Raw genomic sequence first — 12,568 nt, 5'->3', positions numbered from 1 at the left:
AGCATCGGACGTTCGGCCGGAATCCCTTGATCGTCCCACGCCCCTCGGTGTCATGGCCCGCGACTGCGGGCCATCCAGGTACCATCTGGCACAACCCCGAAGATCGCGACAGATTTGACCTGGATCGCCCGCAGTCGCGGGCGATGACAGTGTTGGGTTGGTGGCGATCTCACATCAAAGTCCGCCGCTCCAGATCGGCGCCCGTTCGAACGCGATCACCTGATGCATTTGCGCGGCGAGAACTGGATGGCCCGCAGTGGCGGGCCATGACAAAAGCGGCAAACGGCTCCGCCTTCAGCTTGCCGATCTTCGCCAGATTAGCGAGGTTCTGGTTCATCACCCGCACTTGGAATAGCTGCACGACAGGCAGGAATCGCACCCTTCCAGTTTGACGAAGCTGGGCGAGCCGCAGCGCGGGCAATGGCGGGCGGGGGCGCCTTCCGCCGCCGCGGCGGCCGCCACCTTATGCGCGTCGGGCGCGGGGCGGTCGTCGGCGCCGGCCATGAAGCCGGTCGAGACCAGGTGCTTATGGATGACCTCGCCGATCGCGGCCAAAAGCGAGGGCACGTAATGGCCCTCCATCCATTGGCCGCCCCGGGGATCGAACACCGCCTTCAGCTCATCGACCACGAAGGAGACGTCGCCGCCGCGGCGGAACACTGCCGAGATCATCCGCGTCAGCGCCAGCGTCCAGGCATAGGCTTCCATGTTCTTCGAGTTGATGAACACCTCGAACGGCCGCCGCCGCCCGTCCATCTCGACATCGTTGATGGTGATGTAGAAGGCGTGATCGGAATCGAGCCATTTGATCTTGTAGGTCTGGCCGATCAAGACGTCGGGCCGGTCGAGCGGGCGATGCATGTAGACGACATCGCCGGTCTTCGGGGTTTCCTCGTCGGCGTCGTCGGGCGGTGCGGTGTCGGTCACGGTGAGGACCGAGCCGGTCACGTCGTTGGGGCGATAGGTGGTGCAGCCCTTGCAGCCCGATTCATAGGCCTGGACGTAGACATCCTTGAAGCCCTCGAACGAGATCGCCTCCGGCAGGTTGATGGTCTTCGAAATCGAGGAGTCGATGTATTTCTGCGCCGCTGCCTGCACCCGCAAATGATCGTCGGGCGCCAGCGTCTGGGCCGAGACGAAATAGTCGGGCAGCTCCGCCGTGTCGCCGAACTTTTCGCGGAAGGCGGCGACGGCGAAGTCGCGCACGATCTGCTGCTGCGCCGTGCCGTCGGGCATCAGTACGCGGCGGCTGTAGCTGTAGGCGAACACCGGCTCGATGCCGCTCGAAACGTTGCCGGCGAACAGCGAAATGGTGCCGGTCGGCGCAATCGACGTCAGCAGGCCGTTGCGGATGCCGTGGGTCGCGATGCCGTCGCGGATATCATCGGGCAGGCGCTGGATGAACGGACGCGCCAGGTATTCGCTCGCCTCGAACAGCGGGAACGGGCCTTTCAGCCGGGCGAGGTCGACCGAGGCGCGATAGGCGGCGTGGGCCATCGTTTCCAGCCACTGCTCGATCAGCACGATGCTTTCGGGCGAGCCGTATGGAACGCGGCAGAAGATCAGCGCATCGGCCAGCCCGGTGACGCCCAGCCCGATGCGGCGCTTGGCCTGCGCTTCGGCGCGCTGGGCTTCCAGCGGAAAGCGCGACACGTCGATGACATTGTCGAGCAGGCGGATGGCGGTGGTGGTGAGCTCGGCGAGTTCGTCGAGGTCGAGGAAGGCGTCCGCATCGAACGGATTGCGCACCAGTCGCGCCAGATTGATCGAACCCAAGAGGCACGCCCCATACGGCGGCAGGGGTTGTTCGCCGCACGGATTGGTCGCGCGGATGGTTTCGCAATAGCCGAGATTGTTTTCGGCGTTGATGCGGTCGATGAAGATCACGCCGGGCTCGGCGAAATCGTAGGTCGACTGCATGATCGAATCCCACAAGGCGCGGGCACGGATTGTCTTGTAGACGCGGCCGCCGAATTGCAGGTTCCAGTCGGAATCGGTCTTCACCGCTTCCATGAAGGCATCCGTCACCAGCACCGACAGATTGAACATCTGAAGGCGTCCGGGGCGGCGCTTGGCGGCAATGAAATCTTCCACGTCGGGATGATCGCACAGCAGCGTCGCCATCATCGCGCCGCGGCGCGAGCCGGCGCTCATAATCGTGCGGCACATCGCATCCCACACATCCATGAACGACACCGGGCCGGAGGCGTCGGCACCGACGCCTTCCACCGGTGCGCCCTTGGGCCGGATGGTCGAAAAATCATAGCCGATGCCGCCGCCCTGCTGCAGCGTCAGCGCCGCCTCGCGCAGTTGCGAAAAAATGCCCTCCATCGAGTCCGGCACCGTGCCCATGACGAAGCAGTTGAAGAGCGTCACGGCGCGCCCCGTACCGGCGCCGGCCAGAATCCGCCCCGCCGGCAGGAAGCGATAGCCCGCCAAAGCCTCGGCAAAGGCGAGCGCCTGCTCGCGCCGGTCCTCGGGCGCCTCGGCCATCGCCGCCGCCAGCGCCACCCGGCCCCAGCTGTCGGGAACGTCGCTGTCGATCGGCGTGCCGTCAGGCTGCCGGAACCGGTATTTCATGTCCCAAATCTGGTGGGCAATGTCGCTCATAGGGGCCTCTCCGCCCCCCGACAATACGGGATCAGGACGGGCTAATCAGTTAACGGTCCGAGGCCCGGAAATCAAGTATTGTTCCTACTACGTTCCAGCCAGGCGTTAACCCTGGCCGTCGCCTGCCGCCACCAGCTTTGCGGTTGCCGTTTCAATGGCGTTTTCCAACTCGCGCATGAACGCCGCGCGTTTCAGGCCGGCCGGGATGGGGGGCAGAAATTCGATCACGATGGTGCCCGGGCGCTTGAGAAAACCGGTCCAGAACTGGCCTGAGTTGAGCGCCACCGGCACGCAGGGGACCTCAAGCTGGGAATAGAGCGCGGCGACGCCAGGTTTGTAATCGGTTGCCGCGCCCGGAGCCTTGCGGGTGCCTTCGGGGAAAATCGCCAGCGGACGGCCGCTCGCAAACACCCTCTTGGCTTCGCCCGCCATCCGGCGCAAGGCACTGGCCCCGGCGGCGCGATCGACCGCGATGACGCCAGCTTTGTTGATGTACCAGCCGTAAAACGGGATCGACAGCAGCTCGCGCTTGACCACGATGCAGACGTCGTCGATGAGGGCAAACAGCGCCAGCGTGTCCCACATGCTCATGTGCTTGGCGGCGAACAGCAGCGGGCCTTTGGGGATGGTCCCGCGCACCTCGTAATCGCAGCCGGCGATCACTTTCAGCCCCCAGAACATCACCCGGCTCCAGAGCTGCGACGCCCGTACCATGATCAGCCGCGGCAGCAGCAGCAGCGGCAGCACCGCGACGAACATCACCGCCGAGAACACGACGAAGAACAGCATGTAGAGAAGGGAACGGACGAAGGTCACGACAGCTCTTGTTTATGTGGGGCTTATTTGGTTGGGCCAGACTCGGGGGCGGCCTCGTTCTGGTCAAGGCCCGGTTCGAGCCCGGTGGCGGTCAGGAATGTCACGGCGACGTATTTGGCGTATTCGCTGTGCAGCACTTTCAGGGCCTTCAGCCGGGCGGTGATGTCCTTGCCGGCTTCGGCATCGACGGGATAGGGAATCACGCGGACCTCGCCCATCACGTCGCGGAATTCGGCGACCGAGCGCGGCATGTGATAGCGCGACGTGACGAGCAGGATCGATTTGTAGTGGTGGAAGCGGGCCCAGGCGGCCGCCTCCTTGGCGTTGCCGAAGGTGTTCTCGGCGGCGTAGCCGAGGTCGGCACAGCAATCGAAGCGCTTTTTGCCGTGCGCCAGCCGTTTCAGTTCGGTCCGCGTCGTCTGCGGATTGACGCCCGAGATCAACAGCCGCTGGCCGGTGCCTTTCTCGAACAGCGCCACCGCAACATCGAGCCGCGAGCCGCCGCCGGTCAGTGCGACGATGCCGTCCACGGCGCCGACCGTCGCGGGCACCGTGGGCAACAGCGCAGCAAACGCGGCGAATCCGGCCACGTAGAGCAGCACCAGCGCAATGACGATCCGCTTCAGCAAACCACAACTCCAGCCCGACCGGCGTACAGCGACCAGCCCGCGTCGGCGCGATAATGCCGTGGCGCGCCCGCGAGGTGAAGTCCCCGCCCCAAAGCCCGCGATATTGCTAGTGAATTTGACGCAAGGCGGCGAGCACGGACAGCCGCGCGGTGACCAGCGCGATGATCCCGGCCGCCGCCGGCACGGTGAACAGCCAGAGCAGCTCGATCGGCTGCAGCGACAACGGCGGCAGGAACGGCACCGGCTCATAGCCGACCGACTGCAAGCCGCCTGCCGCCAGGAACACCACTCCGGCCGAAGCGGCGCCGGTGCCGGCGGCAACGGTCGCGGCGCGCAAGTAATGGCCTTCGAAGACGCGGGCGATGAACCCCGATTGTGCCCCCATCTGATGCAGCAGCGAGACCATGTCGTTGTGGGCATCGAGCCCGGCGCGGGTGGCAAAGGCGACGGTGGAGGCGGTGGCCACCGCAATCAGGAACAGGACGCCGTACGCCGACCACACCAGGGTGCGGGCGAGATCGTGCAATCGGCCGATCCAATGGCTGTGGTCGTCGACCACCGCGTGCGGCGCCACCGGTTTCAATTTCGCCCGCAGCGCCGCGATATCGACCTCGCTGCCCGGCGCCACATCGGCATCGATCAGCTGCGGCAGCGGCAAATCGGCGACGAGGGCTTCGCTGCCGAGCCAGGGCTGCACCAGCTTCTGCTGTTCGGCGTCGCTCAAGGGCGCCGCGTGGGCGATGCCGGGGGTGGTGCGCAGCACCGACAGCGCGGCGTCGGTCTCGGCCGCCATGCCCTCCTTGGCCGGCCCAGAGGTGGGCGGCAGGATCTGGACGGTGATCTTGTCGGCGAGGCCCGCACTCCAGCCCTCGGCCGCCCGGCTGGCGATCAGCGAGCCGCCGAGCGCCACCGCCGCCAGGAACGCCATCACCGCGATGACGATGTCGAGCGGGGCCGCCCCCTTGGAATTGGGCATCAGGCGCCGGTTTTTCATGGTCGCGGCGTCCTCAGTTCGACCAGACGGCCGTCGACCAGGCGCATTTCGCGGGCCCGCGTCGACTCGACCAGATTGCGGTCGTGGGTGGCGATCAGAACCGTGGTGCCGAGCCGGTTGAGTTCGGCAAACAAGCGGATCAGCCGCGCCCCGATCTCGGGATCGACATTGCCGGTCGGCTCGTCGGCGATGAGCAGGTCGGGCTTGGCCACCACCGCCCGGGCGATGGCAACGCGCTGCTGCTCGCCGCCCGACAGGGTGGGCGGCACCGCGCTCATGCGGTCGCCGAGGCCGACCCAGACCAGCAGCTCTTCGACATCGCGGGCGTATTCGCTCTCTTTGCGGCCGGCCAGGCGCAACGGCAGGGCGACATTGTCGAAGGCGGAAAGGTGGTCGAGGAGGCGGAAATCCTGGAAAACCACGCCAATTCGGCGCCGGAGACCGGGCAAGGTCGCGCGTCTGGCAGTGGCGAGGTCATGGCCGAACAGGGTGATCAGGCCCCGGCTGGGGGGCTCGGCAACGGAAATCAGTTTCAGCAGCGTGGTCTTGCCGGCGCCCGACAGGCCGGTCAGAAAGGTAAACGACCCGGCCTCCAGGACGAAGGTAACATCCCTTAAGACTTCGGGCCCGGCGCCGTAGCGCATCCCCACATTTTCGAAGCGAACCATGACGTTTTGACCATACCCTCGGGCCGGTTTGGTTACGAGTGTTTCAGGCCTTTGAGCTAGTGTGCTTGCGACAACCCCTGTGGGCGCCTAATTTTGGCACTTGGGATAGACGCATGATCTTAACCTGCCCGGCCTGTCAGACGCGCTATACAGTCGATGCGACGAAATTCCCGCCGCAAGGCCGCTCGGTGCGTTGTGCGCGCTGTGGCAACGTCTGGCATGCCGATGCCGAAGAGCCGCCGGCCTTCGTCGCGCCGGACCCCGATCCGGAACCGCAACAGAGCTTCGTGGCGCCCGAACCGCCGCCGCGCGAGGCTTATGCACAGCCTGAGGAGCGCGACCCGGAGCCGCAGGAACGCGACCGCCGTCATCGCGATGAACCCCGCCCGCCGCGGCCGCCATTTTCCCGCCGCGCCTGGGTTTTGCGCTTCGGATGGGCCGCTTTGGTCGGGATCGTCATCCTGATCGGGGCGATTGCGGCGGTTTATCGCCACCAGGTTGTCGACGCCTGGCCGCAGAGCGCCGCGCTCTATGCCAAGCTCGGTGTGAAAGTTGCCGCCAGCGGCCTCAGGATCGCCAACACCAAGTCGACCCAGCAGGTCGAGGGCGGCAAGCTCGTCTTGACGGTGAGCGGCGCTCTGACCAATGTGACCGACAGAGAGCTGCCGGTGCCGCAGATTCGCATTGGTTTGGTCGACAGCGAAAGACGCGAACTCTATCACTGGACCGTCGCGCCGAACGTCATCACGCTGAAGCCCGGTCAATCCACCCGATTTAGCACCCAGCTTTCGAATCCGCCCGAAGGGGCGGCCAATTATCAGGTTCGATTTGCGAAAGCCGGGGAGTGATGCGCCGTACTATTCTCTATAGCGAAGAACAGATTGCCGATCGCGTGAAGGCGCTTGCCTACGACATCGCGCATGGTCCCGTCGTTCCCCATGTCGCCGTTCCGATCCTGGTCGGCGCCTATGTGTTCGCCGCCGATCTTCTCAGGGCGCTGGCGCGGGAAGGCATTTCCATTCCGACCGAGTTCCTGTGGCTGCGCTCCTATGTCGGCCACCAGTCGACCAAGAACGTGAAGATCCTGATCGGCCCCAACGAGGCCTATCGCGGCAAGAACGTCCTCATCATCGACGGCGTCCTCGACGGCGGCCATACGATGAAGAAGGCCAAGGAGCTGGCGCTCGAATACGGCGCCGCCAACGTGATGTCGGCGGTGGTGGTGGACAAGCTCCTGCCCAACGCGACCGCCAAGGCCGATCACGCCTGCTTCACCGGCACGACCGAATTCATCGTCGGCTACGGCATGGACGATTCCGGCAACGACCGCGCCCTGCCCTATATCGCCAAGTGCGAATAGTCTGACGCTTTCCTCCCCCGCGGAGCACCACCTTTCTCGCCACACGATGTGCGGATAGCGGGGGAGGTGGATCGCTACGAGCACTTGGTTCAGCCCCCCCTCCACCTCGCAAGGGCTCGGCACCTCCCCCGCTCCTTCAGCAGCGTGCGGCGTGACCGATTGTGCCCCGCGAGGGAGGAAAGAGGCAGCGCTCAGCCGGGGATGACAGCTGTTTCCTAAAACTGCTTCAGCAGGCGGTCGATGTAGTCGAGTTCCTGCTTGGGGCGGCCTTGCTGGCCGGCGCGGCGCCTGAGTTCCATCAGGATGTCGCGCGCCCGTTGTAAGACTTGCGCGTCGGGAATGCGCACGTCGCCGCTGCCGCTGCCTTGCGCCGTCGCGGCGCGGCCGAGCGGGTCCTGGCCGGCTTTGCCGTCGGTCTGTCCGCCCGCCTTGGCGATCGCCTCGCCGGCTTTGCGCAATTCGTCGAGCACATATTTCTGATAGGTGGTGGCGCGGCCGAAGTCGGACGTGGCAAGCGCCTCCTCAGCGCCCTGCATATACTGCTCGGCCTTGTCGAGATTGGCGCCGCCGGTGCCTTTCTTGCCCGACTTCTTTTTCAGCGCTTCGAGATCACCTTTGAGCGCGCCCTGCTGCTGGGCGAGGCCCTTGGCGCCGCCGTCCTTGGGATCGCCATTGCCGTCGGACTGGCGGAAGGTCTTGTCGAGCAACAGGCGCTGCTTGCCCATCACGTCGCCGAGCTGGGCCAGGGCCTGATTGGTCGCCTGATCGGCGTTGCCACCGCCCCCACCCGGGCCGCCGCCGACCTGCACGTTCTCCAGCATCGACTGCAGCATGGCGAGGAGCTGCATCGCCCGCATCCGGTCGCCGGCCTGGCTGAGCTGCTGGATCGCTTTCAGCAGCGCCTGGATGTCCTGATCGCCAAGCACCTTGGCGTTGGGATCGGATTGGCCTTGCGCCTGCTGCCCGGTGGCAGTGAGGGCCGCGAGATAGCGCTGCATCAATTCGTTGTAGCGCTGCAGAAGCGAATCGATCTCGGCCTGCGGCGCGCCCTCCGCCATCGCCTGCATGATCATCGCCTGCAGCCGGCGAAGCTGATCGGCCATGGTCAGCAGGCCGCCCTGTTCGAGCCCGATCGCGGTCTGCCACAACAGGTCTTCCACCCGTTTCAAATCTTCGCCGGTCTTGCCGTTGGCGATGGCGCGCATCGCAACCCGCATGGCGAGATAGGCGGTCTGCTTGCCGTCGAAGAACAGGTCCGGCGCATAAGTGAGGGCATCGAGGGTCCGGACGGTGCGCCCGCGGGCGTCAAAGCCCTGGGTGGCGAGAGTCTGGCGCAGCTCGATCAGGGCGCGCGCCAGCGGATCGGTGAACAGCCGCTCCGGCAGCTTGAAAGTCGCCGGCATGCTGGTGGTGACGTTGCCGGCGGCGTCGCGCGCTTCGAGCGTGATGTCGACCACGAGACCGGCATAGGGATGCTCGGTCAGATCGTGGAAGCTGGTCAGCGTCACCGGCTGGTCGGAATGCTCGGGCAGCGACAGCTCGACGATCAGCGGGGCGCCGGTGCCGCTGTGCGGCTTGATGATGGCGCGCGCCGCGGTGACACCGTAATCGTCGCCGGCGATATAGGTCAGCTTCAGCGCCTGGCGCTCAGTGGCGGCCGGCGGGGCGGCAAAGGCGATGGTCGGCGGCTTGTCGGCGATCAGCGTGATCTTCCACGAGCCGATGGTGTGGCCGCCGGCCCGCACCCGGACATGATCGCTGTCGCTGAGTTTGGCTTCGGCAACGTATTCGCCCTTTTCGCCGTCGAAGCGGACATCGTCGAGAGTGACGGACGGGCGATGATCGGCGCCATGCACCCGCATCTTGATGACCGATCCGGCCGGCACCGACACGGTCGCACTGGCGCCGAGATAGACCGGCGATTCGCCGGTGTAAGCGGGCGGCTCGATCCAGGCATCGAGGGTGGCGATGACGCCGGGGTTGGGCGTGAAGAGCGACTCAAGGCGGCGCATCCAGTCGCCGCGGGCGATGACGAGACCGAACAGGATCAGCACGATCACGCCATAGCGCAGGGCACGCGGATCGCGGGCGGCAAGCTCGGAGCGCGGCAGGCGAAGCCGGAACGCCGGCAGCAGCGCGAGGCGCGCTTTCAGATGCGCCTGCCACAAGGCTTCGGCAAAGGCATCGCCATTGCCGGCGGCAAGGCGATCGGTGCCTTCGGAAATCGGGCGATGTTCGAGCGCGCTGTCGCGTTCAAGGCGGCGGGCGCCTTCGTCCCAGCGCGGCCAGCGCATGTGTTCGAGATTGAAATACAGCGTCAGCGCAATCGCGGTGACCAGCATCGCCAGCACCAGCGCGTGCAGCGCCCACGGCAGCGCTTCGAACAGGCCGAACAGCGCCGCCGCGATGGCAAGTCCGGCGATGGCGGTGGCGGGCCACAGCGCCGGCCACACCCGCTCGAACGCCACCACGGCGCGCGCGGCCTTGACGAAACGCTCGGCGCGTTCAGCCCAGCCAGGCCGGAATTCTGTCGTTCCCGAAGAGCGCGTCATCGTCCATCCGCGGCCGTACCACAGCCCACTCGCCGCCCTTGACCAGCACTTCGGCCGCCGGGGGGCGGGCATTGTAGGCCGATGACATCACCGCACCATAGGCACCGGCAGTCAAAATCGCGATTCTATCGCCCGGCTTCAGCGCCGGCAGCGGCCGGTCGGCGGCGAAGATGTCGGAGGTTTCACACACCGGCCCGACAACATCATAGCGGCCCCACTCGGCGTCGGGCGCGGGCGTCGTCACTGGCACGATCTCATGCCAGGCATCATAGAAAGCCGGACGGATGAGATCGTTCATCGCGGCATCGAGGATGAGGAACTTCTTGTTCTCGCCCTCTTTCACATAAATGACGCCGGCGACGAGAATGCCGGCGTTGGCGGCGATCAGCCGTCCCGGCTCCATGATCAGGCGCGCGCCGGTCGATTTGGTGATGCGGGCCGCCAAAGCGCCATACGCCGCCGGATCGGGCGGCGGCAGATTGTCGTTGCGATAGGGAACGCCAAGCCCGCCGCCGAGATCGATGCGTTCTATCGCATGCCCCGCGGCGCGCAATTGACCGGCGAGTTCCACCACGCGCGTGAACGCGGCTTCGAACGGGGCGAGCTCGGTGATCTGGCTGCCGATGTGCACGTCGACGCCGACGATGGCGATGTTTTTCAGCGTCGCGGCCAGGGTATAGGCGGCGTGCACCTTCGACCACGGAATGCCGAATTTGGTCTCGGCGTGGCCGGTGGAGATTTTTGCGTGCGTCTTGGCATCGACGTCGGGATTGACGCGGAACGCCACCGGCGCCTTCACGCCAAGGCTCCCTGCCACCTCATCGAGCGCCAGCAGTTCCACTTCGCTCTCGACATTGAACTGATAGATGCCGTTCTTGAGGCCGAGCGCCATTTCTGCCCGCGTTTTGCCGACGCCGGAAAAGACGATCTTCTCGCCCGGGATGCCGGCCGCCAGCGCGCGCTTCATCTCGCCGCCGGAGACCACATCGGCGCCGGCACCGAGGCTCGCAAGCGTCTTCAGCACTGCGAGGTTGCCGTTGGCCTTGACCGAAAAGGCGACCAGCGCGCCGGCGCCCATCGCTTCGGCGAAGATGCGGTAATGGCGTTCGAGGGTGGCGCTCGAGTAGCAATAAAAAGGCGTGCCGACCGCGGCGGCGATCGTCGACAGTGCCACGTCTTCGGCGTGGAGTTCGCCGTCCTTATAATGGAAGTGGTTCATTATTTGCCGAGCTGCGAGGTCGGTTTGGAGGGGTCTTTTTCGTTCTTCTTGGGCGTCGCGCTTTTGTCGGTCAGGGTATCGGTGGGCTTGACCAGATCGCTTTTGACGCCGCATCCGGCCACCGCCAAGGCAGCCGCGAACGCAATCAACAGGCGCAGCTTCATTTCAGCTTTTCCTTCCAGAAATAGATCTGTTCGCGCACCCGGTCCGGCGCGGTGCCGCCATAGGACATGCGTGCGGCGACCGAGGCTTCCACACTGAGGACCTTGAGGACTTCGGCGGTGATGCCGGGCTCGATCGCCTGCATCTCCGCGAGCGGCAGCTTGTCGAGATCGACGCCCATTTCCTCGGCCCGCCGGACGATCGAACCGGTGATGTGATGGGCCTCGCGGAACGGCTTGCCCAGGGTCGTGACCAGCCAGTCGGCGAGATCGGTCGCGGTGGGATAGCCGGCATTGGCCAGCGCCCGCATCCGATCGGGGCGGACGGTCAGGTCGGCAAACATGCCGGCCATGATCCTGAGCGACGGCTCGATCGCATCGGCGGCGTCGAACACCCGTTCCTTGTCTTCCTGCAGATCGCTGCCGTAGGCGAGGACAAGGCCCTTCACCACCGTCGCCAGCGCCACGAAATCGCCGAGCACGCGCCCGGTCTTGCCGCGGATCAGTTCCGCGGCGTCGGGATTGCGCTTCTGCGGCATGATCGAGGAGCCGGTGGTAAAGGCGTCCGACAGTTTGACGAAGCCGAAACCGGGCGAGCACCACTGCACCACTTCGCCGGCGAGCTTCGACAGATGGGTGGCGGCAATGGCTGCGGCGGCAAGATATTCCAACGCGAAATCGCGCGCCGACACCGCGTCGAGCGAATTGCGCATCGGGCGGGCGAAGCCGAGCGCGTGGGCGGTGTATTCGCGGTCGATGCCGTAGGGCGTTCCGGCCAGGGCGGCGGCGCCGAGCGGGCACTCGTTGAGCCGCTTGGCGGCGTCGGCGAAGCGCAAGCGGTCGCGCCCGAACATCTCCACATAGGCGAGGCAATGGTGGGCGAAGGTGATGGGCTGCGCCGACTGCATGTGGGTGAAGCCGGGCATGATGGTGCTCAGGTTGGCCTCGGCCTGCTTGACCAGCGCGCTCTGCAGTTCGGCCAGGGCGCCATCAACCCGGCCGCAGGCGGTGCGCACCCAGAGGCGGAAATCGGTCGCCACCTGGTCGTTGCGCGAGCGCGCGGTGTGCAGCCGTCCGGCTGCCGGACCGGCAAGTTCGGCGAGCCGCGATTCGATGTTGAGGTGGATGTCTTCCAGGCTGCGCTTGAACTCGAAGCTGCCGGCCTTGATCTCGGCTTCGATGGTGTCGAGCCCGGCCAGGATGGCGCTGAGGTCGGCCTTGGTGATGATGCCCTGGATTGCCAGCATCCGGGCATGGGCGCGGCTGCCGGTGATATCCTCGCCCGCCAGACGTTGGTCGAAGCCGATGGAGGGGGTAAACTCCTCCATGATTTTCGCCGGACCGCCTTCAAAGCGGCCACCCCACATTTTGTTCGCGCTCATGAGACGTCCGTGACCAAACCCCGCCTAGTGATCTTCGCGACCCTTGCCGGCGCGGCTTTGCTGCTGCTCGGTGTTCTATATTGGAAGTCTGCCTCGACTGTCCACGCACCGCCACCCAGCCTCGAGCCTTTGAAGCTGGCCAGCACCCCCCATCCGGTTCCCCCGGTCGGCTTTACC

Annotated in this window: 12 protein-coding genes; 2 read left to right on the top strand and 10 right to left on the bottom strand. The window is 65.7% G+C overall.

Annotated features, from left to right (window positions below; genetic code table 11):
- Nucleotides 1–169: 169 nt before the first annotated feature.
- The 6 genes from AC1P6P_RS07495 to ftsE all read right to left on the bottom strand — a co-directional run bounded on the left by AC1P6P_RS07495 (nucleotide 170) and on the right by ftsE (nucleotide 5,717).
- A complete protein-coding gene (locus AC1P6P_RS07495) occupies nucleotides 170–337 on the bottom strand; it encodes a hypothetical protein (protein WP_481401811.1) in 168 nt (55 codons plus the stop codon).
- Nucleotides 337–2,610: an adenosylcobalamin-dependent ribonucleoside-diphosphate reductase gene (locus AC1P6P_RS07490; protein ID WP_481401810.1), complete on the bottom strand. Its 2,274-nt coding sequence runs from the start codon at nucleotides 2,608–2,610 to the stop codon at nucleotides 337–339. Before AC1P6P_RS07490 ends, AC1P6P_RS07495 begins: the two co-directional genes overlap by 1 nt.
- A 105-nt stretch (nucleotides 2,611–2,715) precedes the next feature.
- On the bottom strand, nucleotides 2,716–3,426 hold the full coding sequence (locus tag AC1P6P_RS07485) for a lysophospholipid acyltransferase family protein (RefSeq protein ID WP_481401809.1): 711 nt from the start codon (nucleotides 3,424–3,426) through the stop codon (nucleotides 2,716–2,718).
- 23 nt (nucleotides 3,427–3,449) lie between these two features.
- Nucleotides 3,450–4,055, bottom strand: coding sequence for a YdcF family protein (locus AC1P6P_RS07480; RefSeq protein WP_481401808.1), 606 nt, complete (start codon nucleotides 4,053–4,055; stop codon nucleotides 3,450–3,452).
- A gap of 106 nt (nucleotides 4,056–4,161) precedes the next feature.
- The gene (locus AC1P6P_RS07475) at nucleotides 4,162–5,049 is read right to left on the bottom strand and encodes a cell division protein FtsX (protein WP_481401807.1); all 888 of its coding nucleotides are present in this window, start codon (nucleotides 5,047–5,049) and stop codon (nucleotides 4,162–4,164) included.
- Nucleotides 5,046–5,717 (bottom strand): cell division ATP-binding protein FtsE, encoded by a 672-nt coding sequence (ftsE, locus tag AC1P6P_RS07470; protein ID WP_481401806.1) that lies wholly within the window; start codon nucleotides 5,715–5,717, stop codon nucleotides 5,046–5,048. The genes AC1P6P_RS07475 and ftsE overlap by 4 nt, the downstream gene beginning before the upstream one ends.
- A 113-nt stretch (nucleotides 5,718–5,830) precedes the next feature.
- Here ftsE and AC1P6P_RS07465 point away from each other — a divergent pair, with 113 nt between their 5' ends.
- Together AC1P6P_RS07465 and AC1P6P_RS07460 are read left to right on the top strand one after the other, a co-directional pair.
- Entirely contained in the window at nucleotides 5,831–6,565 is a 735-nt protein-coding gene (locus AC1P6P_RS07465; protein WP_481401805.1) for a DUF3426 domain-containing protein, read from the top strand.
- On the top strand, nucleotides 6,565–7,077 hold the full coding sequence (locus AC1P6P_RS07460) for a phosphoribosyltransferase (protein ID WP_481401804.1): 513 nt from the start codon (nucleotides 6,565–6,567) through the stop codon (nucleotides 7,075–7,077). The genes AC1P6P_RS07465 and AC1P6P_RS07460 overlap by 1 nt, the downstream gene beginning before the upstream one ends.
- 215 nt (nucleotides 7,078–7,292) lie before the next feature.
- Here the strand turns inward: AC1P6P_RS07460 and AC1P6P_RS07455 are convergent, their stop codons facing one another.
- The 4 genes from AC1P6P_RS07455 to argH are packed head-to-tail and all read right to left on the bottom strand — an operon-like array spanning nucleotide 7,293 to nucleotide 12,391.
- Nucleotides 7,293–9,629: a DUF4175 domain-containing protein gene (locus AC1P6P_RS07455; protein ID WP_481401803.1), complete on the bottom strand. Its 2,337-nt coding sequence runs from the start codon at nucleotides 9,627–9,629 to the stop codon at nucleotides 7,293–7,295.
- Nucleotides 9,583–10,848, bottom strand: coding sequence for a diaminopimelate decarboxylase (lysA, locus tag AC1P6P_RS07450; protein WP_481401802.1), 1,266 nt, complete (start codon nucleotides 10,846–10,848; stop codon nucleotides 9,583–9,585). The genes AC1P6P_RS07455 and lysA overlap by 47 nt, the downstream gene beginning before the upstream one ends.
- Nucleotides 10,848–11,012, bottom strand: coding sequence for an LPS translocon maturation chaperone LptM (gene lptM / locus AC1P6P_RS07445; protein WP_481401801.1), 165 nt, complete (start codon nucleotides 11,010–11,012; stop codon nucleotides 10,848–10,850). The genes lysA and lptM overlap by 1 nt, the downstream gene beginning before the upstream one ends.
- Nucleotides 11,009–12,391: an argininosuccinate lyase gene (gene argH, locus AC1P6P_RS07440; RefSeq protein ID WP_481401800.1), complete on the bottom strand. Its 1,383-nt coding sequence runs from the start codon at nucleotides 12,389–12,391 to the stop codon at nucleotides 11,009–11,011. The genes lptM and argH overlap by 4 nt, the downstream gene beginning before the upstream one ends.
- Between the last annotated feature and the right edge of the window lie 177 nt (nucleotides 12,392–12,568).

The organism is Rhizomicrobium sp. (assembly GCF_056722145.1).
The sequence above is the reverse complement of the archived record's forward strand: the minus strand, read 5'-3'. Positions and strand labels throughout refer to the sequence as shown.